Genomic DNA, 23,483 nt, shown 5'->3' with positions numbered 1-23,483 from the left:
GGCACCCGATTCGGGTGCCCTCCTTGTCGTTCAGCCGGCGACGTCGTTCAGCCCACCAAAGCCGGTTCCCGCTCTTCTGAAACCTCGATCCGGCCATGCAATTTGCGCAACGGCGCGGGTGCCCACCAGTTGTACCGGTTCAGCAGCGTCATCGTGGCCGGTACCAACAACATCCGGACGACCGTCGCGTCGATCGCCACCGCCAGCACCAGTCCCAGCCCGATTCCCTTGATGGGCACGAAGCCGCCCGTGATGAAGCCGGCGAAGACGACCACCAGCAGCAGCGCCGCCGACGTGATGATCCGTCCGGTGCGCTGGATCCCTTCGGCCACCGCACGGTCGGCCGGTACGCCGGCCAACCACCGTTCCCGGATGCGGGAGAGCAGGAAGACCTCGTAGTCCACGGACAGCCCGAACGCGATCGCCGCCACCAGCACGGGCACGGTCAGGTTGACGTACCCCAGTCCCTCGGTGGCGAACAGGCCGGCCAGATGGCCCTGCTGGAACACCCACACCACGGCCCGAGCGCGGCGCCGATGCTGAGCGCGTTGGTGAGCACGGCCTTCAGGGGCAGCAGGACCGACCCGGTGAACGCGAACAACAGCACCATCGTGCCCAGCACCACCACGCCGGCGGCCCAGGGCGCGCGGCTCACCAGCATCGCCTCGTAGTCGACCAGCATGGCCGCGTCCCCGCCCACCAGCACGTCGAACCGCGCCGGCAGCGTGCGGATCTCTTCCACAGCCTCCTTCGTGCGGTCGGACGTCGGCGGCTCGACCGGGTACGCCTCCAGCAGCGTCAGGTCGGTCCCGACCGGTACCACCTCGACCCGGGAAACGCCGTCCACGCCGGCGATCCGGTCGCGCAGCGCGGCCAGGTCGGGATCGTCGGCGCCCACCGCGGCCGCCGCCTCGATCGGATCCGGCGCGTTCCCCTGCGGGTAATGGGTCTCCAGCGCCTCGTACAGCTGGCGGGTGGCCGAGTCGGACGGCAGCATGCGCGGATCCCCGAGGCCCAGCCGCAGATCCAGCGCGGGCAGCGCGACGAACACCAGTGCGGCCGAGGTCACCAGCAGCGTCACGACCGGACGGCGCTGCACACCGTGCGCCACGCGGGCGAAGAAGCCGCCGCCGCTACTCGGTGCCGCCGGCTTGATGCGGCGGCCGAAGAGCACCAGCATCGCCGGCAGCAGGGTCAGCGCGGCGAGCAGGTCCACGACCACGACCGCCATGCCGGCGAGCCCCATGGAACGCAGGAACGGATCGGGGAAGACGGTCAGCCCGGCCAGGGCGAGCGCGACCGTGAGCCCGGCGAAGAGCACCGTACGGCCGGCGCTGGCCGCCGTACGGGCAACCGCGCCCGGCACGTCCGGGTCGACGGAGCGCTCCTCCCGGAACCGGTTCACCACCAGCAGCGCGTAGTCCACGCCCAACCCGACGGCCATCATCGTGACGACCTGGATGGAGTACACCGAGACGTCGGTGACTTCGCTGAAGCCGTAGAGGATGCCGAACGCCCCGGCCACGCCGACCACGGCGATCAGCAGCGGCAGCCCCGCCGCCAGCAGGCCGCCGAAGATGAGCAGCAGCAACACGAGTACGACCGGGGTGGTCAACAACTCGGCGCGCTGCACGTCTTTCTCGGCCTGCGTGCCGTACTCGTCCTCGGTGAGCGGCCCGCCGGCGACGGTGACCCGCGCGGCGGTGATCTGCGCCAGGCGCGCCGCCGCCGCCTCTGCGGCCGAGTCGTCCCGAAGGGTGACCCGGAGGACGAACGCCTCGCCGGTCTCGGTGGAGGGCTGCGGCGGGCTCACCTCCGCCACCCCCGGAAGCGCCCGAATGTCTGTGACGGCGGCGTCGACGGCAGACCGGGAACCGCCCTCTACCACCGCCGTAATGGCGGGATCCTCGGCCACACCGCCCAGCCGCGCGTCGGCGCGGGCCGACTCGCTGCCCGACCCCGCGGAGATATCTCCCGTGAGGCGCCCGAAGACGCCGACGCCGATGCCGAAGCCGGCGACCAGTACGAGCACCCAGGCGGCGATGACCAGACGCGGCCGCCGGATCGCGAATCCCGTGACAGAGGTAAGCATGTGCTGATGCTCGTCCGGCACACCCCCGCGCCGGATCGCCGCGAGGAGCGGAACCTCAGCCTCCGTCGAGGGAGTGAGAAGCGCCGGGCACGACCAGTCCCGACTCGTACGCGAGAACGACCGCCTGCACCCGGTCGCGCAGACCCAGCTTGGTGAGCAGGTTGCTGACGTGCGTCTTCACGGTGTGCTCGGTGACGAAGAGCGCGCTCGCGATCTCGGCGTTGGACAGGCCGCGCGCCACCAGCCGCAGCGTGTCGGTCTCCCGCGCGGTCAACGCGGACAGCCGGCTCTCCGGCCGCGGCCCGGCCGGCGCGGCCCGGTCGCGGCTCACCATCTCGGCGATCAGCCGGCGCGTCACGGTGGGCGCGAGCAGCGCCTCCCCGGCCGCGATCGTGCGCACCGCCGCCACCAGCTCGTCGCGTCGCATGTCCTTGAGCAGGAAGCCGCTCGCACCCGCGTGCAGCGCGTCGTAGACGTACTCGTCCACGTCGAACGTGGTGAGCACCAGCACCCGCGCCGCCGTCTGCGCGCAGATGCGGGCGGTGGCCTGGATGCCGTCGAGCTTCGGCATCCGGACGTCCATCAGGACCACGTCCGGGCGCAGCGCCAGGGCCGCCGTGACGGCCTCTTCACCGTCGCCGGCCTCCCCGACCACCGTGATGTCCGGTTGGGCGTCCAGGATCACGCAGAAGCCGTCGCGTACCAGGGCCTGATCGTCGACGACGAGGACCCGCAGCGGCTCACCCATGCGTACCGACCGGGAGCGTGGCGGAGACCAGGAAGCCCTTGCCGTCCGGGCCGGCGCCGGTGCGCAGCGTGCCGCCCACGGCGTTCACCCGCTCGCGCATGCCGATCAGGCCGTGACCGCCGTTCGGCTCGCCCGGCCCACGCCCGTCGTCGCTGACCGCCACGCCCAACCGATCCTCCGCCCACTCCAACCGGATCCACACCTGGCTGGCGCGGGCGTGCCGGACCACGTTCGTCAGCGACTCCTGCACCACCCGGTAGGCGGTCAAACCCAGCTCCGGCGGCAGCGTCCGCGGATCGCCGCGCTCCTCGACCGCCACCGCGAGGCCGGCCTCGCGCGCCCGCTCGGCCAGCTCAGCGACCCCGTCGAGGTCGGGCTGGGGAGCGCGGCCGCTTTCTCCGCGCAGGACTCCGAGGGTACGGCGGAGCTGCGTCAACGTCTCGCGAGCGGTCTCTCCGATGGTGTCGAAGACCCGTTCGGCGCGCTCCGGGTTGGTGCGGACAAGAACCGGTCCCGCCTCGGCCTGCACCGCGATGAGGCTGATCGAGTGGGCCAGGATGTCATGCATGTCGCGGGCGATCCGTTCGCGCTCGCGGGATGCGGCCGACTCCCGTTCCTCGGCCTGCCGGCGGCCCCGCTCCTCCAGCAGCGCGATGCGGTCGTGCCGGGCCCGGGTGCTCGTGCCCAGCGCCCACGCCGCCACGAAGAGCGTCATGGTGATCGCCAACTCGCCGAGCTTGTTGCTCAGGTAGAGCACGCAGAACGCGGTGCCGGCCAACGTGCCGACGCCGCCCACCAGCCTGGCCCGCGCACCTGCGACGGCGGCGAGGGTGTACGTGGCGACCAGTTGCCCCAGCGGCATGTCGCCCAGCCCGTGGACGAGAGCCAACCCGATCGTCCCGGCCCCGCAGGCCACCGTGACCGGAAACGGGTACCGGCGGCGCCAGACGAGCGGGATCGACGCGAGCGCGGCGAGCAGCAGGGTGGCCGGGCTGGTCTCGACCACCTTGTGCGCCGGCAGCACGGTGGCCAGGTAGCAGGCCAACGCGATGCCCGCGTCCACCGCGCGCGGTGGCAACGCCGCCGCCCGCTCTCGAAGCGCCCGAACCCACCCCACGCCAGGAGTATCCCCGCTCCCGCACCCCCGCACCTCCCTCCAGAGAGCGAGCGGGTTAGGAAGGGCCCCCTCCTATGCAGAAAGCGTTAACAAGGTGCCCTTCCTTGCTAGGGGGTGAGGCGGTCGGCGGCGGTTAGGTGGGGGCCGGTGTAGGCGAGGAGCCAGCCGGTGCCCTTGGGGGTGGTCCAGGCTTTGGGGGAGCCCAGGGCGGCCATGCGGGCCAGCGCGCCCGGGATCACCTTGCCCTGGCTGCACACCACCGTGGTGACGCCATCGGTCGCCAGCGCGATGAGCCGGCCGGCGGCCTCGGCGGTCACGTCGATCGGGTCCTGGCCGGGCTTGGGCTCGTTGAGGGACGGGTCGGCTTCGATCGGGAGCTCCACCAGGGAGACAAGCGGGTCGAGGGTCTGGGTGCAGCGGCGCGGGGAGGCGGACACGAGCCGGTCGGGTGCCACGAGGGCGAGCAGCGGGGCGAGCGCGCGGGCCTGGGCGCGCCCCACCGGGTCGAGCGGCCGGGCGCTGTCCGGGCCCGGGTACGCGCCGCGCTTGCCGGCCTGGCCGTGCCGCACCAGGACCTGTACGGCGGTGATGGCCGGCAGGCTCACGAAGTGCCGCAGCACCCGGGCGTCGTGCGGATAGGTGAGCCGGCGGGCCGCCTGCTCGGGCGGGAGCCAGCGCAGCCGGTCCACCTCGGCGTTGCCCCGGAACCGCGGCACCGACAGCGCCCGCATCGACCAGTAGTCGACCACCTTCGGGATGCCATCCCGCCGATAGTGGGCGGACGGGAGGCGGACCTGCGGCTGCCCGCGTACGCCGGTCTCCTCCGCCACCTCGCGCACGGCGGCGGCCAGCGGGTGCTCACGGGCCATCAGCTTGCCTTTGGGCAGCGACCAGTCGTCGTAGCGCGGCCGGTGCACGAGGCAGACCTCGACGCCGCCGGCCGCCGGCCGCCACACGACGCCGCCGGCGGCCCGGATCGGGGTTACGGCAGCCAAGCTGTCATCCGCGGTTTGGCCGCCTTGTCCCACGCGTCGGGGAAGTCGGTGCGGACCGTGCGGATCGCGGCCCGCTCGCGCTCGAAGAGGCGGCCCGCGGTCACCGCGAGCGCGTGGTCGTCGGGGTCGGCCATCGCGATCGCCAGCCAGGTCTCGGCGGCGGTCGCCGCGTCCTGGTGCTCGCCGAGCAGGTCCTGCACGCCGGCGAGGGCCTTGGCCAGCTCCGGCGCCGCGCCGCCGAGCACGCCGGCGACGGCTTCTACGGCGTAGCGAGCGCGCTTGCCGTTGATCCGTACGGCGTGCCACTGCTCGTCGGGAGCGTACGGGTCGAGCTCGGCGGCGCCGTCGATGCCGCGCGAGCCGTGGGCGAACTGCCGCCACGGCCGGGACACCAGCTTCGGCAGTACGTCGACCGCGCGCGAGCGGGCCAGCGGGGTCAGGTGTGGCTCCTTTGCCGCCGCGACGAGGACCTCGACCAGCTTGACGTACCGGTCGGAGCGCAGCCCTTCGTCGAGCGCGACGAGCGCGTCCTCGTGGCGGGCGGCGAGGTCGGCGTCGATGCGCGCGACCGCGGCCTCGTCCGGCGGCGCCAGCGGGTCGGTTGCGGCGGTGCGGCGCAGCCGGGCGCGCAGCACCTCGGCGTCGCGGGCGCCGCCGAGCAGCCCGGCTATCCAGCCGAGCTCGTCGCGCAGCGGCTTCGCCCAGGAGGCTTCCACCAGCGGCCCGAACGTGCGCAGGTCGCTGCGCAGCCGGCGGCAGCCGACCCGCATCTGGTGTACGGCGGTGTCGTTGTCGCCGACCGGCGCGCGCAGCCGGACGAGCGGGTCGTGGGTGAGGATCCGGCCGATGCCGCGCCGGATCGCCGCGGTCACCACCTCGCCGGCCTTCGGCTTGCGCGGCACGTCGCTCGCGGACACCAGGTCGGGCGGGCCGGCCGCGGCCTCGCCGAGCGCGCGCACGTGCTTGGGGGTGAACCCGCCCGCGACCGCGCCGGCCTCGCGCAGCGCCTCCTCCACGCGGTCGAGCAGCTTGCGGCCGCCGGCCTTGCGCTCCACCTCGATCTCGCGGAACTTGCTCTTGACCTTCCGGCCGTCGAGCACCGAGACCGCGTCGTCGGCCAGCTCGGCGAGCATCCGGTCGTTGCCGTCGCGCAGCTCGTACGCCTGGCGGACCGTGCGCACGACGGTGGCGGGTTCGAGCGGCGCCCCGAGCGAGTACGCCGTCACCAGCGCGACCAGGTCAGCGGGCGGGATGTCCGGCCCGCCGCCGCGGGAGATCTCGTGCCGGACGCCGGGCACGTCGGCGGGCAGCTTGACCGTCCACGGCTCCGCGTCGCCACGCCGGTAGCGCAGCGACACGCCAGCCCGAGCCAGGCGCAGGTCGGGGGCGTCGTAGTAGGTGGCGGTGAGCGTGACAGCGGGCCGCTCGACTATCCGCCCGCCGGAGGGCAGGGCGCCGGTCAGATCCGGCAGCGCGAAGCGGGGCTCGACCTCGTACTTGCGTTCCTCCTCCAGCATCCGATCAGCCTACTTAACTTGGCGCGCCGACGATGCGCCGCAATAGCGCCTCCTGGAGGTGCACGTCTCGGCGGCGGCGGATCCAGTTGCCGTCGGGCTGCAACTCGAACGCCTCGCACTCGTCGCTCATCGCCAGCCCGATCACCTGGTCGAGCTCGGCGCGCGCGACCGGATCGGTGACCTGCACGAGCGCCTCGACGCGGCGATCCAGGTTGCGGTGCATGAGGTCGGCCGAGCCGATCCAGAACTCGGTGGAGCCGTTGTTGCCGAACCGGAAGACCCGCGAGTGTTCCAGGAAGCGGCCGAGGATCGACCGGACCCGGATGTTGTCCGACAGGCCGGGCACGCCCGGCCGCAGCGTGCACATCCCGCGGATGATCAGATCCACGTGTACGCCGGCGCGTGAGGCCCGGTACAGCGCGTCGGTGACCTGCTCGTCGACGAGGGAGTTCACCTTGATCTGTACCAGCCCGCGGCCGCCGAGGCGGGCGTGCTCGATCTCCCGGTCGATGCGGTCGACGATGCCGGCGCGTACGCCGTGCGGAGCGACCAGCAGCCGGCGGAACGCGGTCTGGCGGCTGTAACCGGTGAGCACGTTGAACAGATCGGTCACGTCGGCGCCCACCTCGGGATCGGCGGTGAGCATGCCGTAGTCCTCGTACAGCCGGGCGGTCTTGGGGTGGTAGTTGCCGGTGCCGATGTGGCAGTACCGGCGGATCTGGTTGCCCTCCTGCCGTACGACCAGCGCGGTCTTGCAGTGCGTCTTGAGGCCCACCAGCCCGTACACGACGTGGCAGCCGGCCCGCTCCAGCGTGCGCGCCCAGCCGATGTTGGCCTGCTCGTCGAAGCGTGCCTTGATCTCGACCAGCACCACCACCTGCTTGCCGGCGGCAGCCGCCTCGACCAGCGCGTCGACGATCGGCGAGTCGCCGCTGGTGCGGTACAGCGTCTGCTTGATGGCCAGCACGTTCGGGTCGGCCGCGGCCTGCTCGATGAAGCGCTGCACGCTCGTGGAGAACGAGTGGTACGGGTGGTGCACGAGCACATCCCCGTCGCGCAAGGTGGCGAAGACGCTCCGCGGCACCTCGCCCTCGGCGAAGCGCGGGTGGGTGGCCGGCACGAACGGCCGCTCCTTGAGCATCGGCCGGTCGACCGCGTTGTACACCTGCCAGAGCGACGACAGGTCGAGCAGGCCCGGCACGCGCAGCACGTCATGGCTGTCCATGTCCAGCTCGTGGACGAGCCGGTCGAGCATCTGGTCGGAGATGGAGGAGGCGACCTCCAGCCGCACCGGCGGGCCGAAGCGGCGCTGCGCCAGCTCGCGTTCGAGCGCCTGGAGCAGGTCTTCGTCGCGGTCCTCGTCGACCTCCAACTCGGCGTTGCGGGTGACCCGGAACAGGTGGCACTCGACCACCTGCATGCCGGAGAAGAGCTGGCCGAGCTGGGTGGAGATCAGCTCTTCGAGGGGCAGGAAGCGGCTGGTGCGGCCGGTGTTCTCGACGACGACGAAGCGCGGCACGTTGTTGGGCACCTTGACCCGGGCGAAGAGCTCCGGGCCGCCGTCGGGGTCGCGGACCGTGACGGCCAGGTTGAGGGACTGGCTGGAGATGTACGGGAACGGGTGCGCCACGTCGACCGCGAGGGGGGTCAGGACCGGGAAGACGACCTCCCGGAAGTACGTCCGCAGCCGTTCCCGCTCGGAACCGTCCAGGTCGTCCCAGCGGACCACCTGGATGCCCTCGGCGGCGAGCTTCGGCTGCACCTCGTCGCCGAAGCAGCCGGCGTGCCGTGCGACCAGCATGGTCGTCTTCTCGGCGATCAACTCCAACTGGGTGCGCAGCGGCAACTGGTCGCCACCGCGCATCGGCAGGCCGGCCTGGAGGCGCCGCTTGAGGCCGGCGACCCGCACCATGTAGAACTCGTCGAGATTGCTCGCGAAGATCGCCAGGAACTTGGCCCGCTCCAGCAGTGGCGTGTCCGGATCCTCGGCCAGGGCCAGCACGCGCGCGTTGAAGTCGAGCCAGGACAGCTCCCGGTTGAGGAACCGGTCCTCGGGCAGCGGCTCTTCGACAGGCGGCTCGTCGTCCGGCGGCGGGGCGTCGATGATGTCGCCGGCGGTCGCCGGGGTCGGCTCCTTCTCAGTCGCGTCCGTTTCGCCGCTGACGAACTTGCCGTCGGGGCCGCGCCGAGGAACGGTCGCCAAAACTTCGCCGGGGGCTCGGCGCGGGTGCGGGGTGCGTCGGGCTGGCGTTTCGCTCACCCCGTCATCATCACCCGAACACGGTTAACGCGAGATGAATTCGGCCCGCGAAACTCAGTCAAAGGTGGGCAACGTAACGCGGGTGACCAGCCCCGAGTCGTCGCGGTCGATGCGTACCCGCTGGCCTAGGCGCAGCAACCGCAGCCCGGACGCCGCGAACGCCTCGGCCGGGTAGGCCACCTCGGTGCCGTCGTCGAGCAGCAGGGTGCCCGAGCGGGTCTGCGGGTCGTACGTGGCGACGGTGCCTTGCACGGTTAGCACTGTACCGACGCGACGGCGCCGGTGTGTGGACCGAGCCCGAGCCGGGTCGCCGCGGCCAGGTCCGCCGCCGTGTCCACGTCGCGGCGCAACGTCGGCCAGTCGCCGGGCAGCGGGAGCGCCCCGGAACGCCGGTGGGCGGCGGCCGACCCGGGCCCGAACCGCGGCTCGAGCGGCACCCCCACGGGCGCGGTCAGCAACACGGTGCCGGTGCCGGGCGCGTCGGCGACGTACGACCGAGCGGTGGCGTCTCGCAGAGCGGCGGCCAGCTCCTCGGGGCGCAGCGCGGGCAGGTCGGCGGCCAGCGCGGCCACCGGCCGGCCGGGGAGGAGCGACGCCCCGTACGCGAAGGCGGCGTTGAGGCCAGCGCCGGGCAGGTCGGGCGCGATCCGGGCACCGAGGGCGGCGAGCGCGTCCGCGACGGTGGGATCGTCGGTGACGGCGAGCACCTCAGCGACGTACGGGCAGGCGACGGCGGCTGCGACGGTGTCCTGGGCGAGGGCGAGCGCCAGCCGTTCGTGCGGCACCGCGTCGACCGCCCCGCGCAGCCGGCTCTTGGCCACGCCGAGCCGCTTAACCGGCAGCACCACCCCCACTCCACGCGCACCATGGTGCCACGCAAGGAAGGGCACCTTATTATCGCTTTCTGCATAGGAAGGGGCCCCTGCTAACCGCGAGGGCCCAGCTAGGAGGAGAGCCGTGAAACGGCTGGGGCCATTGCGGCGGTTCGTGGTGATCCTCATCAAGTCGGTCGTCACCCCGATGACCAAGCGGACGTGGACCGGCTTCGAGCACATGCCGCAGACCGGCGGCGTGATCATCACGCCCAATCACCTGTCCCACGTCGACCCGCTGATCTGCGCGCACTTCGTATACGACGCCGGCCGGTGGCCGCGGTTCCTGGGCAAGGCGAGCGTGTTCAAGGTGCCGGTGGTGGGCCGGATCATCACCCGGGTTCAGCAGATCCCGGTCGAACGGGGCACCGTCGACGCGGCCAAGTCTGTGGAGACCCTGGTCGCGGCCGTCAAGGACGGCGGCGCCGTGATCATCTACCCGGAGGGCACGACGACCCGCGAGCCCGACCTGTGGCCGATGCGCGGCAAGACCGGGGCGGCCCGCCTGGCGCTGGCCACCGGTGCCCCGGTGATCCCGGTGGCCATGTGGGGCCCGCAGAGCTTCTTCGACACCCGCACCAAGAAGGTCCGGGTCAAGCCCCGTACGCCGATCTCCGTCGCCGCCGGGCCGCCGGTCGACCTCTCCCGGTGGGCCGGCGCCGAGCCCACCAAGGCCACCCTCGACGAGATGACCGACGAGATCATGCTGCGGGTCCGGGACCTGCTCGCCGGCATCCGCGGCGAGACTCCGCCGCCGCTGTGGGCGCCAGCCAAGGGAGAAAAGGCATGACTACCACCACCGCCGCCGTGCTCGGGGCCGGCTCATGGGGTACGGCGTTCGCCAAGGTGCTGGCCGACGCCGGCGCCGACGTCACCATCTGGGCCCGGCGGGAGCAGGTCGCCGCGGCCATCCGGGAGTACGGCACCAACCCGGACTACCTGCCGGCGGTGCGGCTGCCCGAGCGGGTCACCGCCACCTCCGACGCCGGGAAGGCGATCGCCGGCGCCGATCTGGTCGTGCTGGCCGTACCGTCGCAGACCCTGCGGGGAAACCTGGCCAACTGGGCCGCGTTCCTGGAGCCCGACGCCACGCTGGTCTCCCTGATGAAGGGCATCGAGCTGGGCACCACCAAGCGGATGAGCGAGGTGGTCGTGGAGACCGCCGGCGTGCCCGCCGACCGGGTGGCGGTGGTGTCCGGGCCCAACCTGGCCGCCGAGATCGCAGCCGAGCAGCCGGCCGCCACGGTGGTCGCGTGCATCGACATGGCTCGGGCGACGGTCGTGCAGCGCGCGGTGACAACGTCGTACTTCCGGCCGTACACCAACGAGGACGTGCTCGGCTGCGAGCTGGGCGGCGCGGTCAAGAACGTGATCGCGCTGGCGTACGGCATCGCGACCGCCATGCGCCTCGGCGACAACACGAAGGCGACGCTGATCACCCGCGGGCTGGCCGAGACCGCCCGGCTGGGCGTGGCGCTCGGGGCCGACCCGCTGACGTTCGCCGGCCTGGCCGGGCTGGGCGACCTGGTGGCCACCTGCTCCTCGCCGCTGTCCCGCAACCGGACCTTCGGCGAGCACCTGGGGCGCGGCGAGACGCTGGAGGAGGCGCAGGCGGCCACCCGGCAGACCGCCGAGGGCGTGAAGAGCTGCCTGGCCATCCGCGACCTCGCCCGTACGCACAATGTGGACATGCCGATCACCGAACAGGTGGAGAAGGTCTGCCACGAGGGCGTCGACCCGCGCAAGGCCCTGATCGCGTTGATGAGCCGGGAGACGAAGGCGGAATGACGGATCAGTATGGCGACGGCACCCGCTGTGTCCACGCTGGACTACCCGAGCCGGTGCCCGGCCAGCCGTTCCTGCCCGGACCGGTGTTCGCGGCGACGTACCACGTCGATCCGGTAACCGGGCCGGCCCGGGACGGCTACGGGCGCCCGGACAACGCGACCCGCCGGCTGCTGGAGACGGCGATCGGCGAGCTGGAGGGTGGCGACTGCCGGGCGTTCGCCAGCGGGCAGGCGGCCATCACGGCGGTGCTGATGTCCGTGCTGCGCCCCGGCGACACCGTGCTGCTGCCCTCCGACGGGTACTACGCGGTCCGCTCCTTCGCCGCCGCCACGCTGGAGCGGCTCGGCGTACGAGTGTCCTATGTGCCCACCGCCGGCCCGTACCCGCCGTTCGAGGGCGTACGCCTGGTGCTGCTCGAAACGCCGGCCAACCCGGGCCTGGACGTGTGCGACCTGGCCGCGCTCACCGAGGCGGCGCACGCGGCCGGCGCGCTCGTGGCCGTCGACAACACCGCGGCCACGCCGCTCGGTCAGCGCCCGCTCGACCTCGGCGCCGACGTCTCCGTCGCCTCCGGCACCAAGGCGCTGACCGGCCACTCGGACATGCTGCTCGGGTACGCCGCCACCCGCTCGCCCGACCTGCTGGAGCAGATCACGACCTGGCGTACGCAGACCGGCGGCATCCCGAGCCCGTTCGACGCCTGGCTGGCGCACCGCTCACTGGCCACACTGGACCTCCGGCTGGCCCGCCAGTCGGCCAACGCGGCGGCGGTCGCCGTGGCGCTGGCGGCCCGCTCCGATGTGGACCGGGTACGGTGGCCCGGCCTCCCCGACGATCCGTCCTATGTGGTGGCCACCCGGCAGATGCGACGGATCCCCGGCATCGTGTCGGTCGACCTCGGTACGGCGGACCGGGTGGCGCGCTTCCTCACCGCTTCGTCGCTGGTGTACGCGGCGACGTCGTTCGGCGGCCTGCACACGAGCGCCGACCGGCGCGCCCAGTGGGGCGACGACACCCCGCCGGGCTTCCTACGCGTCTCCTGCGGCGTGGAAGACCCCGACGACCTGGTACGCGACATCGAGCGTGCCCTGGACCAGTCCCCGCGCTAGAGCCGATCGAGTCCACGGGTCAGGCGGCGCGGTGTAGCGCGTCGAGGACGTGTCCGCGGAGGTCGTCCAGGCGGAGGCCGGCGTCGGACAGCACCTTGGCGGCCAGGCCGTCGCCCTCGCGCAGCAGGCCGAGCAGGATGTGCTCGGTGCCGATGTGCTTGTGCCTCAGGTGCAGGGCCTCGCGCAGCGACAGCTCCAGCACCTTCTTGGCCCGCGCGGTGAACGGGATGTGCCCGCGAACCGGGCCGAGCGGTCCCGGCTCGCCGCGGAGGAAGAGCCCGCGCCGGCGCGGCTGGCAGGTGTGCGGCGGCTCCAGCGCGCCCTCGCCGAAGGTCTCCTCGACCTTCGACCGGACGGCGTCGAGGTCGATGCCGATCGCCCGCAGCGCCTCGGCGTCCGCGGCGCCCAGCGGGTCGGGGTCGGTGCCGACGATGGCCCGGATGTCGGCGCGGACCTGCTCGGGGTAGACACCCGCGTCGCGCAGGACCGTGCCGGCGAGTCCGGCGTCGTCGGCGAGCAGGGCCAGCAGCAGGTGCTCGGTGCCGATATGCCGGTGTCGCAGCTGCCGGGCCTCGTCCTGGGCGCCTGTGACCACGCCCCGCGCCCGATCGGTGAACCGCTCGAACATCTACGCCTCCCGCCGTGCGTGCTTCTTGTGGACTGCCTGCCTGGTCACGTCGAGCACGTCGGCGATCTCCTGCCACGACCAGCCCTGCCGCCGGGCGTTGTCGACCTGCAGGAGCTCCAGCGTCTCCAGCAGCCGGCGCAGGGCCCGCACGGCGCGCAGCCCGGTCCGGGGATCGGTGCTGCCGGCCGCTGCCGCGAGCTCGGTTGCCTCACTCATGCTGTCAACTTACGTTGACAATCGTGCTGTGTCAACCCTGGTTGACATCTCCAGCTAACGCACAGCTTGCGCACAGGTCGGCGGTGGTGTGCGTTCCCTACTCTTGGGACATGAGGCGTCACCTGAAAGGCATGGTTCTCTCGTTCTTGGCGGCGAAGATCGGCCGCCTGCTCCACCGCCACGGCTACCGGCAGGGGTACGGGCACGGGCACGGATATGGCCCCGGCTACGGGCAAGGCCACGGGCGCGGGCACGGCCATGGGCAAGGCCACTACGGCTACCACGGCCACTACCGGTTCAAGGGGCACTACCGCAAGAAGCGCCGCGGCTACTGGTAACCGAACGCCGCCGCGAACTCGAAGAGCCATGCCGCCTGCGTGTCGTTGTCCGGCACTCGTAGCCCGCGGGCCGCGGAGATGAGCTGGAGCGCCTCGGCGGGCCCGGCACCCAGCGTGACGAGCGTGGCCCCGGCGAGCAGCGTCGCTCGCCCGATCCCCGCGAAGCAGTGGGTGACCACGAACCGGCCGGCCCGTACGTGGGCGGCCAGGCGTACCGCCAGCTCAGCGGGCTCCGGCCCGGGCTCCGGCACGCCGCGGTCGAGGATCGGAAACGAGACGAAGTCCAGCCCCGCGGCGCGCGCCGCCTCGCGTTCACCGGTGAGCGCGAGGCGGTCGTACTCGTCGGGGGTCAGCGCGGAGACCAGCACGTCGACGTCGGCCTCGGCCAGCGCGGACATCTCGTCCTCGAGCCAGTCCCCGCCGCGCGGGTGGGCCATGGTCGCCAGCCGCCCAGGGCCGTGCCACTCGACGACATGGAGTGTTGGTCTCATCGACTCTCCGCTCCTCGAACGCGAACGTGGCCTACGCAGAGTAGGGTCACCCGCGTGAGCAGCCCAAGGAAGACCCGCGTAGCCCTCGTTTTCGGCGGACGCAGCACCGAGCACGCGATCTCTGCGGTCAGCGCCGGCAGCATCCTCGCCGCTCTGGACCCGGACGAGTACGAGGTGGTCCCGGTCGGCATCACCCGCGCCGGCCAGTGGGTGCTCACGAGCGGTGACCCGGCCGAGCTCGCCATCTCCGACCGGCGGCTGCCCGAGATCACCGCGGAGACGGGTGCGTCCGTCGTGCTCCCCGCCGACCCGACGCGCGAGCTCATGGTCCTCGACCCGGCCGACGGCCCGCGGGCGCTCGCCGGGGTCGACGTGGTCTTCCCGGCCCTGCACGGCGCGTACGGGGAGGACGGCACCATCCAGGGCATGCTGGAGATGGCCGGCATCCCGTACGTCGGCGCGAACGTCTTCGCCTCGGCGGCCGCCATGGACAAGGAGTTCACCAAGAAGCTGGCGGCGGCCGAGGGCATCCCGGTCGGGTCGTACGCCGTGCTGCGCGCCGGAACGACGCTGTCCGAGGCGGACAAGGAGCGGCTCGGCCTGCCGGTCTTCGTCAAGCCGTCCCGGGCCGGCTCGTCGTACGGGATCACGAAGGTCTCCGACTGGGCCGAGCTGGACGTGGCCGTGGCCGAGGCCCGGCAGATCGACCCGAAGGTGCTCGTCGAGGCGGCCATCGTGGGCCGCGAGGTCGAGTGCGGCGTGCTGGAGGGCGAGGCCGGCGGCGCGCCCGAGGCGTCCCTGCTGGCCGAGGTGCGGGTCGTCGCCGACCACGAGTTCTACGACTTCGAGGCGAAGTACCTCGACGACTCCTGCGAGTACGACGTCCCGGCCAACCTGCCCGAGCGGGTCACCCGGCAGATCCAGGAGTACGCCTGCCGCACGTTCACCGCGCTGGACTGCGCCGGGCTGGGCCGGGTCGACTTCTTCGTCACGCCCGAGCTGGACGTCTACCTCAACGAGATCAACACTATGCCGGGCTTCACGCCCACGTCGATGTTTCCGCGCATGTGGGCGGCGACCGGTCTGGAGTACCCGAAGCTGGTGAGCCGGCTCATCCGTACGGCGCTGCGCCGCGGCACCGGCCTGCACTAGTCGGTGCAGCCGGTCGGTACGTCCTTTATCGACGGTACGGACGCCACCACCGGGTCGGAGAAGGCCAGCGTCCACTGGCCCGGCTGGTCGTACGACCCCGGCACGGTCACCTGGACCGGCACCTCGCGGTCCACTGTGGTCCACACGGTGGCGCCCGCGCGCTGGGCCGAGTGCCAGCAGACGCGGTTCAGCGGGTACACCCAGTCGGTCGGCGGGTACGACGTCGGCGGCACGCCACACGCGACCGTGATGGCCGGGTCGCCGTACGCCGCGTTCTGCTCCGAGCCGGCCGTGACCGGGCGCTGGCGCAGATCGCGTACCGCGTTCGGCAGTTGCGACAGCAGCGCGCGGCAGACGACGGCGGCGCGCTCGGACAGGGCCGGCGCGGCCATCTGTACGGGCGCGGTCGACCGCGGGGCCGGCGACGCGCTGGGCGACGGGCTCGGCGCGGCGGCCGGTGTGTCGTCGTCGGGGCGTACGGCGAAGAAAGCGACGACGGCGACGAGTGCCGTCAATGGCACAGCCACCACCGTTGCCCACAACGCCGCTTGGCGGGTGGTCCTATCCACCTATAAGTGCACCACCGAACAGGTCAGCGTCCGGGTGATTCCCGGCACCATCTGGACCTTACTCACGATCATCTTCCCGAGCTCGTCCACCGTATGCGCCTCCGTGAGAACCACCACGTCATACGGCCCGGTGACGGCGTCGACCCGCACGACTCCGGAGACATCATTGATCGCTGCGGCCACGTCACGCGCCCGTCCGACCTCGGTCTGGATGAGGATGTATGCCTGGACCACGATCCGACTCCTCTCCGCCGCAGCGAGCGGCTCGAACGTGAAACTACCGTACGGAGCAGGTCGGAAAGGTCTTGGTGCCTGAGGAGGCGGTTTTGTGAGTGTGGCGAAAGTCGGTGAGTTCGGTCTGATCGCCCGGATCACTACTCGCCTGCCCGTCGGGCCGACCGTGCTACTCGGTCCCGGCGACGACGCGGCGGTGGTGACCGCCGCCGACGGGCGCGTGGTCGCGTCGACCGACGTGCTGGTGGAGGGGCGGCACTTCCGGCGCGACTGGTGCACGGCGCAGGACGTCGGCCACCGGGCCGCCGCCGCCAACCTGGCCGACATCGCCGCGATGGGCGCGGTGCCGACCGCGCTGCTGGTGGCGCTGTGCGTACCCGCAGACCTCGAGGCGCTTTGGGCCGAAGGGCTCGCCGACGGCCTGGCGGCGGAGGCCGGGCTGGTCGGTGCCAGCGTCGTCGGCGGCGACATGTCCGGCAGCCCGACCCTCACGATCTCGGTCACCGCGCTCGGCGACCTCCAGGGCCGGGCGCCCGTCGTGCGCACGGGGGCCCGGCCGGGCGACGTCGTCGCCATGTCCGGCCGCACCGGGTACGCCGCGGCGGGCTACACCGTGCTGTCGCGCGGCTTTCGTACCCCGAAGCTGCTCGTCGACGCGTACCGCCGGCCGGAGGTGCCCTACGCCGCCGGACCGGAGGCGGCCACGCTCGGCGCCACCGCGATGGTCGACGTGTCCGACGGGCTGCTGTCCGACCTCGGGCACATCGCCGCGGGCAGCGGGGTGGGCGCCGACGTGCGCCGGGACGCGTTCGACATACCGCGCCAGATGCGGGACGCGGCGCACGCGCTGGGCGTCGACCCGTACACGTGGGTGTTGGCGGGCGGCGAGGACCACGCGCTCGTGGCGACGTTTCCCGTGGACACCGCGCTGCCGGAGGGCTGGCGGGTGGTGGGCGAGGTACGCGAGGGTGCCGGCGTGACCGTGGACGGCAGGGCGTACAAGGGCCCGACAGGGTGGCGGCACTTCTAGGGCCTGTGTCGAAGTGGATGACCGGGCTGCGGCGGACCCAGACGACGACCGGCGGCACCGGGCGGAAGGCCGCATACAACACCGGTATGCGACCTTCCGCCCGGCACCACCGGACCGCCGCCTGGGCCTCGCCTCGCTCCGGCCCCCACTTCGACACAGGCCCTAGACCCGGGGAACATCGGGGCGGCGCGGTGGCAAGAAGGGACATGACAACGCCGACGTTCCCCGTGGTGGTCGACCCGACCGACCTCGCGGGGATGTTCGACCGGTACGCCAGGGAGCTGCTGCGCTACTGCACGCGGCGAGTGGGGGAGCAGGCCGCCGAAGACGTGGTGGCCGAGACCTTCCTCGTCGCGTACGAGCAGCGGCACCGCTACGACACGGGTCGGGGCGAGATGCTGCCGTGGCTGTACGGCATCGCCACCAACCTGTTGCGGCGGCACCGCCGTACCGAGATCCGGGCGCTGCGAGCGCTCGCGCGCGGGGACGGTGGGTCATCCACCGTCGACGGGCCGGGCCAGCGCGCCGCCGACCGCGTGGACGCGGAGCGCACCGTGGCGCGGCTGTCCGCCGTACTCGCGAAGTTGCCCAGGCGGCAGCGCGACGTGCTGTTGCTGTACGCGGTGGCCGAGCTGGAGTACGCCGAGATAGCGGCGGCGCTGGAGATTCCCCTCGGGTCGGTCCAGTCGGCCCTGCACCGTGCCCGCGCCAAGGTGCGGGCCGCCCTCACCTCAGTCGTCCAAGGAGAAGCCCCATGAACCGCATGGACTCAGACATCACCGCCGTCCGCGACCTGCCCCCCGGCCGGCTGGAGCCGACCGACGAGTCGGTCAGCCGCACGTGGCACCAGGTCATCCGCCGCCGGGCGACGCCGGCGCGGCGCTCGTCCCGACTCCTCGCACCGGTGCTGGCGGCGGCGGTGGTCGCCGGGCTCGCGGTGGGCGGCGGCGTGGTGTTCAGCTCGACGGAGGCGCCGTGGGGCTTCGGCTCGCCGTCCGGCACCAAGACCAAGGACGCCAACCGGGCGGCCGCGCCGGCCGAGACCGTCGCCGCCCTGAACGCGCTCGCCGACAAGGCCGCGGCCGGCGCGGCGGGCGCCACGGTCCAGCCGGGCCAGTACATCTACGTCAAGCACGACGGCTGGGCCGCGTCCTTCGAGATCGCCAACGCGACGCCGGGGAGGACGAGACGGGGCTGATCAAGCCGCAGCCGCGCGAACTGTGGTTCGACCCGCAGGGGATGGTCGCGCAGGAGCAGGCGGGTGGGGGTGCGCCGGCACAGTCCGTCCAGCCGGAGTCCACCGCCTCGACCGGGCCGAGCTTCGCGCATCCGACGCCGGAATGGGTGGCGTCGCTGCCCACCGACCCGGACGAGCTCCGGGCGAAGCTGCGCGGCGAGATGGGCGACGAGGACGCCTGGTCCACCGACCACCAGGTCTGGAGCGCGATGCAGGAGTTCTACGCGAGCAGCGACCTCCTGCTGAGCCCGCAGGTGCGAGCGGGGCTGCTGCGGGCGTTCACGGGGCTGCGCGGGATCACGTCCAGCGAGGTGCAGGTGGACGGCCGGCGCCTGGTGGCCGTGCGGCACACCGAGCGGGAGAGCGGCGACGAGATCCTCTTCGACCCGGCGACGGGGCACGCGGTTGGCCTCCGCAGCGTGACGATGAGCAGCAAGGTCACCCTGGTGGAGCCGCCCAACGGTCCGGCCCTGGACCCCGGCGTGATGTACCAGGCCACGTGGACCCAGAAGGTGGTCTCCGCGGTGGGCGCGCGCTAGCTCTTACGCCCTCCCTCTCCTAAGCGCCGATCAAGGGCTTTCCCGTCGATCAAGGGCAAATGGTCGTGGTTCGATCTCGGATCCACGACCATTTGCCCTTGATCGGCGTGGAAGTCCTTGATCGACGAGCAAGATCGCGGAGCAAGATCGCGGAGCAGCATCGCGGACACACACACATAGCCGCCGGATCATCCGATCCGGCGGCTATGAAAGCGTTTGGTGTGGGCGGGGCGCCTTAGGCGCGGACGACCTTGCCCGCCTTGATGCACGAGGTGCACACGTGCAGCTTGCGGGTGGTGCCGCCACCGGCCGGCGTACGGACCGTCTGGATGTTCGGGTCCCAGCGCCGCTTGGTCTTCTTCTTGGACCACGGCACGTTGTGGCCGAAGCCCGGCCCCTTGCCGCAGACGTCGCACACGCTAGCCACGGAACACTCCTGGGATTGTCGATCATGAGGTCACCGGCGGGCCCAACCCGGGGCAACCTGACCAGGGTAGCCGATCCCCACGGTGCCAGGCCAATCGCCCCCGGCCCGCCCGGCGGCGCCGCGGGCCGCGGCCCGCAGCGCCGCGTCGATCAAGGACTTTCGCGTCGATCAAGGGCAAACGGTCGTGGATCGGAGATCAAAGCACGACCATATGCCCTTGATCGACGGGAAAGAGGGCGGGAAGAGGGCGGGGCGGGGGCGGGAAGAGGGCGGGTCGGCGCGGACGGAAGGCGGTGTCGGGGGGCGACAGTAGGCTCATCGCGTGCTGGACACGTTCGATGCCGAGGCGGTGCGGCGGTGGTGCGCGGCCGGGTTGGCTTCGCTGCGCGCGCATCAGCACGAGATCGACGAGCTCAACGTCTATCCGGTGCCCGACGGCGACACCGGCACCAACCTGGTGCTCACGGTCACGTCGGCGCAGCAGGCGATCGCGCTTGATCTTGACCCCGGGCCGGAGGGCGCGCAGACGCCGCACGGCCGGGTGCTGCGGCTGATGTCCCGCGGCGCGCTGCTCGGGGCCCGGGGCAACTCCGGGGTGATCGTGTCGCAGATCCTGCGCGGGATGGCCGAGTCGCTCGCCGAGGTCGGGACGGTGCGCGGGGAGGCGCTGGCCGGGGCGCTTCGGGAGGCGGCGAGCGCGGCCCGGGCGGCGGTGGCCAAGCCGGTCGAGGGCACGATCCTGACCGTCGCCACCGCCGCCGCCGAGGGCGCCGCCGCCACCGGCTCCGACGATCTGGACGCGGTCGCCCGATCCGCGGCGGGCGCGGCGGCGCGGGCGCTGGCGCGTACCCCGGAGCAGTTGCCGGCCCTGGCCCGCGCGGGCGTCGTCGACGCCGGCGGACGCGGCCTGTGCGTCCTGCTCGACGCCCTGGTGGCGGTCATCACCGGCCAGGAGGTCGAGACCCCGCCGGTCACGGTCCGACCGGCGGTCACCGTCACGCGCGAGACCGGTTCGTCCGATTTCGCGTACGAGGTGCAGTATCTTCTCGATGCCGACGAGGCGGCTGTCGAGCGGCTCAAGTCGACCCTGGCCGGGCTCGGCGACTCCCTGGTGGTGGTCGGCGCACCCCCGACGTGGAACGTGCACGTCCACGTCAACGACATCGGCGCCGCGTTTGAGGCGGGGGTGCGGGCCGGGCGGCCGCACCGGATCTCGGTGACCCGCTTCGAGGACCAGGCGCCGCGGCTCGACCCGGACGGGCGCGGCGCGGTCGTGGTGGCGGCCGGGCCCGGCCTGGCCACGCTGTTCGGCGGCGAGGGCGCGCGGGTCGTCCGGGGCAACCCGTCCACGGCGGAGATCCTCGACGCGGTGCTGGCCACCCGGGCGGCCCGGGTGGTGGTGCTGCCCGACGACCCCAACACGCAGGCGGTGGCCGGGGCGGCGGCGAAGGAGGCGCACGCGCGTGGCGTACGGGTGAGCGTCGTGCCGACCCGCTCGCCGGTGCAGGCGCTGGCCGCGCTGGCGGTGCGCGACGTGGGTCGCCGGTTCGAAGACGACGTGATCGCGATGGCCGAGGCGGCCGGTGCGTGCCGGTACGCCGAGATCACGTACGCCAGCCGCGAGGCGCTCACCATGGCGGGCCGCTGCCAGCCGGGCGACGTACTGGCGCTGGTCGAAGACGAGGTGCACATCATCGGGTCCGACCTGCCCGAGACCTGCCGCGGCCTGCTCGACCGCATGCTCGGCGGGGGCGGCGAGCTGGTCACCCTGCTGCTGGGCGCCGAGGCGCCGGCAGGGCTGGCCGACGACCTGTGCGCCCATCTGTCCGAGGCGTGGCCGTTCGTGGAGGTGCAGGTGTACGACGGCGGCCAGCCGCACTATCCGCTCCTGGTAGGCGTCGAATGATGGACACACCGCTGAAGAAGTTCCTCGGCGACAAGACGGCCAAGGCGCTGGCCACCCACCTCGACCTGCACACGGCCGGGGACCTGCTCTACCACTTCCCGCGGCGGTACGACGAGCGCGGCGAGCACACCGACATCCGCACCCTCGAGGTGGGCGAGCAGGTGACCGTCCTCGCCCAGGTGCTCGCCACCAACCGGCGCAAGATGAAGGGCGGCACCGACGAGATGCTCGAGGTGACCGTGAGCGACGGCGCGGGCGGCGTGCTGGGCCTCACGTACTTCGGGCGGCGGCAGGTGTGGCGCGAGCGCGAGCTGCGCCCCGGCCGGTGGGGCTGTTCGCCGGAAAGGTCACCGAGTTTCGGGGCAAGCGCCAGCTCAACGGCGCCGAGTACGTCCTGCTGGCCGACGAGGGCGAGGCGTCCGAGGAGATCGAGGAGTTCGCCGGGGCGCTGATCCCGGTCTACCCCGCCGCGGCGAAGCTCCCGACGTGGACGATCGCCCGGTGCGTGCGGGTCGTGCTCGACGCGTTCGAGCCGCCGGAAGACCCGCTGCCGGGCACGGTCCGGGCCGAACGCAACCTGGTGGGGCTCGCCGGGGCGCTGCGGGAGATCCACCGGCCGTCGACCAAAGAGGAGCTCTTCCGGGCGCGCCACCGGTTGAAATGGGACGAGGCTTTCGCCGTACAGCTGACGCTTGTGCAGCGCAAGCACCGCGCCGCGTCGTGGCCGGCGAAACCGCGACCACGCCTGTCGGCCGGCCTGTTGGCGGCGTTCGACGCCGCCCTGCCTTATGAGCTGACCGGCGGGCAGCAGGCGGTCGGCGACGAGATTTCCGCGGATCTGTCCGGAGCGCACCCGATGCACCGGCTGTTGCAGGGCGAGGTGGGCTCGGGCAAGACGCTGGTCGCGGTGCGGGCGATGCTGCAGGTGGTGGACGCCGGCGGGCAGGCGGCGATGCTGGCACCCACGGAGGTCCTGGCCGCGCAGCACTACCGCGGGATCGCCGAGCTGCTCGGCCCGCTCGGTCGCGCCGGCGAGCTGGACTCGGCCGACGGCGCCACCCGCGTGACGCTGGTCACCGGGTCGCTCGGGGCCGCGGCCCGGCGGCGCGCGCTGGAGGAGATCGCCGCCGGCGACTCCGGCATCATCGTGGGTACGCACGCGCTGCTCTACGAGGGCGTCGACTTCGCCGATCTGGGGCTCGTGGTGGTCGACGAGCAGCACCGGTTCGGCGTGGAGCAGCGCGACGCGCTGCGGGCAAAGGCCGAGCAGCCGCCGCACGTCCTGGTCATGACGGCCACGCCGATCCCGCGCACGGTGGCCATGACCGTGTACGGCGATCTGGAGACCTCCACGCTGTCCGAGTTGCCGCGCGGACGGTCGCCGATCGCCTCCCACGTCGTGCCGGCCGCGGAAAAGCCGGCCTACCTCGACCGGGCGTGGCAGCGGATCCGCGAGGAGGTGGCGGCCGGCCACCAGGCGTACGTGGTGTGCCCGCGGATCGGCGACGCATCGTCCGATGAGGACGCCCCGCCCGAGTCGGACAACGGGGGCCGGCGCCCGCCGCTGGCCGTGCTGGACGTGGCGCCGCTGCTGTCCGACGGCCCGCTGCACGGGCTGCGGCTCGGGGTGCTGCACGGGCGGCTGCCGGCGGACGAGAAGGACGCGGTGATGCGGTCCTTCGCCGCCGGCAAGATCGATGTGCTGATCGCCACCACGGTGGTCGAGGTGGGCGTCAACGTGCCCAACGCCACGGTCATGGTGGTGCTCGACGCCGAGCGGTTCGGCGTGTCGCAGCTGCACCAGCTCCGCGGGCGGGTGGGCCGGGGTTCGGCGGCCGGGCTGTGCCTGCTGGTGAGCGAGGCGGTGGCCGAGTCACCCGCGCGTGAACGGTTGGACGCGGTGGCGTCGACGACCGACGGGTTCCGGCTGGCCGAGATCGACCTGGAGCAGCGGCGCGAGGGCGACGTGCTGGGCGCCACGCAGTCCGGCCGGCGCTCGCACCTGCGGCTGCTGTCGCTCCTGCGCGACACCAAGCTCATCGGCGAGGCGCGGCTGGAGGCGATCTCCCTCATCGAGGAGGATCCCGAGCTCGAGCGGCACCCGGCGCTGGCGGCGTCCGTGGCGGCGCTGGTCGACGAGGAGCGCGCGGAGTACCTGGAGAAAGGCTGAAGCGGGTGCGGCCCGCGACGACCGGGGGAGTCGTCGCGGGCCGCTTTC

General features: G+C 72.7%; 24 protein-coding genes and 2 pseudogenes. 11 read left to right on the top strand and 15 right to left on the bottom strand.

All coding sequences use genetic code 11. The features are described from left to right. Window positions 1-47 precede the first annotated feature (47 nt). The 9 genes from Prum_RS49460 to cofC all read right to left on the bottom strand — a co-directional run bounded on the left by Prum_RS49460 (window position 48) and on the right by cofC (window position 9,583). Window positions 48-518 (bottom strand): MMPL family transporter, encoded by a 471-nt coding sequence (locus tag Prum_RS49460; RefSeq protein WP_218577222.1) that lies wholly within the window; start codon window positions 516-518, stop codon window positions 48-50. Beyond that, complete coding sequence (locus tag Prum_RS13025) at window positions 446-2,092, bottom strand: MMPL family transporter (RefSeq protein WP_218577221.1); 1,647 nt, start codon at window positions 2,090-2,092, stop codon at window positions 446-448. Before Prum_RS13025 ends, Prum_RS49460 begins: the two co-directional genes overlap by 73 nt. 55 nt (window positions 2,093-2,147) lie before the next feature. After that, a complete protein-coding gene (locus tag Prum_RS13020) occupies window positions 2,148-2,840 on the bottom strand; it encodes a response regulator (protein ID WP_173076757.1) in 693 nt (230 codons plus the stop codon). Further along, a complete protein-coding gene (locus tag Prum_RS13015; protein WP_173076755.1) occupies window positions 2,833-3,957 on the bottom strand; it encodes a sensor histidine kinase in 1,125 nt (374 codons plus the stop codon). Before Prum_RS13015 ends, Prum_RS13020 begins: the two co-directional genes overlap by 8 nt. A 107-nt stretch (window positions 3,958-4,064) precedes the next feature. Then, window positions 4,065-4,952, bottom strand: a complete 888-nt coding sequence (locus tag Prum_RS13010) for an NUDIX domain-containing protein (RefSeq protein ID WP_173076753.1) — start codon at window positions 4,950-4,952, stop codon at window positions 4,065-4,067. After that, window positions 4,940-6,469: a CYTH and CHAD domain-containing protein gene (locus tag Prum_RS13005; RefSeq protein WP_173076751.1), complete on the bottom strand. Its 1,530-nt coding sequence runs from the start codon at window positions 6,467-6,469 to the stop codon at window positions 4,940-4,942. Before Prum_RS13005 ends, Prum_RS13010 begins: the two co-directional genes overlap by 13 nt. 13 nt (window positions 6,470-6,482) lie before the next feature. Further along, on the bottom strand, window positions 6,483-8,672 hold the full coding sequence (locus tag Prum_RS13000; RefSeq protein ID WP_173083705.1) for an RNA degradosome polyphosphate kinase: 2,190 nt from the start codon (window positions 8,670-8,672) through the stop codon (window positions 6,483-6,485). Window positions 8,673-8,783: 111 nt separating this feature from the next. Then, on the bottom strand, window positions 8,784-8,981 hold the full coding sequence (locus Prum_RS12995) for a cold-shock protein (RefSeq protein WP_425571401.1): 198 nt from the start codon (window positions 8,979-8,981) through the stop codon (window positions 8,784-8,786). A gap of 2 nt (window positions 8,982-8,983) precedes the next feature. Then, on the bottom strand, window positions 8,984-9,583 hold the full coding sequence (gene cofC, locus Prum_RS12990; protein ID WP_371871229.1) for a 2-phospho-L-lactate guanylyltransferase: 600 nt from the start codon (window positions 9,581-9,583) through the stop codon (window positions 8,984-8,986). Between the two features lie 112 nt (window positions 9,584-9,695). On the opposite strand from cofC, the gene Prum_RS12985 reads away from it, so the two are divergent. The 3 genes from Prum_RS12985 to Prum_RS12975 are packed head-to-tail and all read left to right on the top strand — an operon-like array spanning window position 9,696 to window position 12,498. After that, on the top strand, window positions 9,696-10,391 hold the full coding sequence (locus Prum_RS12985; protein ID WP_371871367.1) for a lysophospholipid acyltransferase family protein: 696 nt from the start codon (window positions 9,696-9,698) through the stop codon (window positions 10,389-10,391). After that, a complete protein-coding gene (locus tag Prum_RS12980; RefSeq protein ID WP_173076745.1) occupies window positions 10,388-11,389 on the top strand; it encodes an NAD(P)H-dependent glycerol-3-phosphate dehydrogenase in 1,002 nt (333 codons plus the stop codon). Before Prum_RS12985 ends, Prum_RS12980 begins: the two co-directional genes overlap by 4 nt. Next, entirely contained in the window at window positions 11,386-12,498 is a 1,113-nt protein-coding gene (locus tag Prum_RS12975) for a cystathionine gamma-lyase (RefSeq protein ID WP_173076743.1), read from the top strand. Before Prum_RS12980 ends, Prum_RS12975 begins: the two co-directional genes overlap by 4 nt. A 34-nt stretch (window positions 12,499-12,532) precedes the next feature. On the opposite strand, the pseudogene Prum_RS12970 reads toward Prum_RS12975, so the two are convergent. Continuing rightward, a pseudogene (locus Prum_RS12970) lies at window positions 12,533-13,126 on the bottom strand (Clp protease N-terminal domain-containing protein); the annotation flags it as partial. Beyond that, on the bottom strand, window positions 13,127-13,342 hold the full coding sequence (locus Prum_RS12965; protein ID WP_173076739.1) for a helix-turn-helix domain-containing protein: 216 nt from the start codon (window positions 13,340-13,342) through the stop codon (window positions 13,127-13,129). Window positions 13,343-13,473: 131 nt separating this feature from the next. Here Prum_RS12965 and Prum_RS12960 point away from each other — a divergent pair, with 131 nt between their 5' ends. After that, entirely contained in the window at window positions 13,474-13,680 is a 207-nt protein-coding gene (locus tag Prum_RS12960) for a hypothetical protein (RefSeq protein ID WP_173072742.1), read from the top strand. On the opposite strand, the gene Prum_RS12955 is transcribed toward Prum_RS12960, so the two are convergent. Continuing rightward, the gene (locus Prum_RS12955) at window positions 13,671-14,171 is read right to left on the bottom strand and encodes a protein-tyrosine phosphatase family protein (protein ID WP_173076737.1); all 501 of its coding nucleotides are present in this window, start codon (window positions 14,169-14,171) and stop codon (window positions 13,671-13,673) included. The genes Prum_RS12960 and Prum_RS12955 overlap by 10 nt on opposite strands. A 54-nt stretch (window positions 14,172-14,225) precedes the next feature. Between Prum_RS12955 and Prum_RS12950 the strand changes: the two genes are divergently transcribed. Then, the gene (locus Prum_RS12950; RefSeq protein WP_246277859.1) at window positions 14,226-15,323 is read left to right on the top strand and encodes a D-alanine--D-alanine ligase family protein; all 1,098 of its coding nucleotides are present in this window, start codon (window positions 14,226-14,228) and stop codon (window positions 15,321-15,323) included. Here the strand turns inward: Prum_RS12950 and Prum_RS12945 are convergent. Both Prum_RS12945 and Prum_RS12940 read right to left on the bottom strand, forming a co-directional pair. Beyond that, on the bottom strand, window positions 15,320-15,844 hold the full coding sequence (locus Prum_RS12945; RefSeq protein WP_246277858.1) for a DUF3515 family protein: 525 nt from the start codon (window positions 15,842-15,844) through the stop codon (window positions 15,320-15,322). The genes Prum_RS12950 and Prum_RS12945 overlap by 4 nt on opposite strands. A gap of 48 nt (window positions 15,845-15,892) precedes the next feature. Continuing rightward, window positions 15,893-16,126 (bottom strand): Lrp/AsnC ligand binding domain-containing protein, encoded by a 234-nt coding sequence (locus Prum_RS12940; protein ID WP_173076731.1) that lies wholly within the window; start codon window positions 16,124-16,126, stop codon window positions 15,893-15,895. Between the two features lie 94 nt (window positions 16,127-16,220). Between Prum_RS12940 and Prum_RS12935 the strand changes: the two genes are divergently transcribed. The 4 genes from Prum_RS12935 to Prum_RS12920 all read left to right on the top strand — a co-directional run bounded on the left by Prum_RS12935 (window position 16,221) and on the right by Prum_RS12920 (window position 18,932). Beyond that, window positions 16,221-17,156, top strand: coding sequence for a thiamine-phosphate kinase (locus tag Prum_RS12935; RefSeq protein WP_173076729.1), 936 nt, complete (start codon window positions 16,221-16,223; stop codon window positions 17,154-17,156). Window positions 17,157-17,362: 206 nt separating this feature from the next. After that, on the top strand, window positions 17,363-17,914 hold the full coding sequence (locus tag Prum_RS12930; protein ID WP_218577220.1) for an RNA polymerase sigma factor: 552 nt from the start codon (window positions 17,363-17,365) through the stop codon (window positions 17,912-17,914). Next, window positions 17,911-18,354 carry a hypothetical protein gene (locus tag Prum_RS12925; RefSeq protein WP_173076725.1) on the top strand — a complete coding sequence of 148 codons (444 nt, stop codon included), beginning with the start codon at window positions 17,911-17,913 and terminating at the stop codon, window positions 18,352-18,354. The genes Prum_RS12930 and Prum_RS12925 overlap by 4 nt, the downstream gene beginning before the upstream one ends. A 41-nt stretch (window positions 18,355-18,395) precedes the next feature. Further along, window positions 18,396-18,932 (top strand): hypothetical protein, encoded by a 537-nt coding sequence (locus tag Prum_RS12920; RefSeq protein WP_173076723.1) that lies wholly within the window; start codon window positions 18,396-18,398, stop codon window positions 18,930-18,932. A gap of 235 nt (window positions 18,933-19,167) precedes the next feature. Here the strand turns inward: Prum_RS12920 and rpmB are convergent, their stop codons facing one another. After that, on the bottom strand, window positions 19,168-19,359 hold the full coding sequence (gene rpmB, locus Prum_RS12915; protein ID WP_173076721.1) for a 50S ribosomal protein L28: 192 nt from the start codon (window positions 19,357-19,359) through the stop codon (window positions 19,168-19,170). Between the two features lie 322 nt (window positions 19,360-19,681). On the opposite strand from rpmB, the gene Prum_RS12910 reads away from it, so the two are divergent. Further along, the gene (locus Prum_RS12910; RefSeq protein ID WP_173076718.1) at window positions 19,682-21,265 is read left to right on the top strand and encodes a DAK2 domain-containing protein; all 1,584 of its coding nucleotides are present in this window, start codon (window positions 19,682-19,684) and stop codon (window positions 21,263-21,265) included. After that, window positions 21,262-23,435, top strand: a pseudogene (gene recG, locus Prum_RS12905) (ATP-dependent DNA helicase RecG). The gene Prum_RS12910 and the pseudogene recG overlap by 4 nt, the downstream one beginning before the upstream one ends. Window positions 23,436-23,483: the final 48 nt, after the last annotated feature.

Source organism: Phytohabitans rumicis, assembly GCF_011764445.1.
Taxonomy (GTDB): domain Bacteria; phylum Actinomycetota; class Actinomycetes; order Mycobacteriales; family Micromonosporaceae; genus Phytohabitans; species Phytohabitans rumicis.
This window is presented reverse-complemented; position numbering and strand designations above follow the sequence as displayed.

What these genes read in the sequence shown, in the direction of transcription:
- Prum_RS13025 (WP_218577221.1), bottom strand. Translation starts at nt 2,092, where the DNA reads ATGCTTACCTCTGTCACGGGATTCGCGATCCGGCGGCCGCGTCTGGTC.
- Prum_RS13020 (WP_173076757.1), bottom strand. Translation starts at nt 2,840, where the DNA reads ATGGGTGAGCCGCTGCGGGTCCTCGTCGTCGACGATCAGGCCCTGGTA.
- Prum_RS13005 (WP_173076751.1), bottom strand. Translation starts at nt 6,469, where the DNA reads ATGCTGGAGGAGGAACGCAAGTACGAGGTCGAGCCCCGCTTCGCGCTG.
- Prum_RS12980 (WP_173076745.1), top strand. Translation starts at nt 10,388, where the DNA reads ATGACTACCACCACCGCCGCCGTGCTCGGGGCCGGCTCATGGGGTACG.
- Prum_RS12975 (WP_173076743.1), top strand. Translation starts at nt 11,386, where the DNA reads ATGACGGATCAGTATGGCGACGGCACCCGCTGTGTCCACGCTGGACTA.
- Prum_RS12965 (WP_173076739.1), bottom strand. Translation starts at nt 13,342, where the DNA reads ATGAGTGAGGCAACCGAGCTCGCGGCAGCGGCCGGCAGCACCGATCCC.
- Prum_RS12960 (WP_173072742.1), top strand. Translation starts at nt 13,474, where the DNA reads ATGGTTCTCTCGTTCTTGGCGGCGAAGATCGGCCGCCTGCTCCACCGC.
- Prum_RS12955 (WP_173076737.1), bottom strand. Translation starts at nt 14,171, where the DNA reads ATGAGACCAACACTCCATGTCGTCGAGTGGCACGGCCCTGGGCGGCTG.
- Prum_RS12930 (WP_218577220.1), top strand. Translation starts at nt 17,363, where the DNA reads ATGACAACGCCGACGTTCCCCGTGGTGGTCGACCCGACCGACCTCGCG.
- Prum_RS12925 (WP_173076725.1), top strand. Translation starts at nt 17,911, where the DNA reads ATGAACCGCATGGACTCAGACATCACCGCCGTCCGCGACCTGCCCCCC.
- Prum_RS12920 (WP_173076723.1), top strand. Translation starts at nt 18,396, where the DNA reads ATGGTCGCGCAGGAGCAGGCGGGTGGGGGTGCGCCGGCACAGTCCGTC.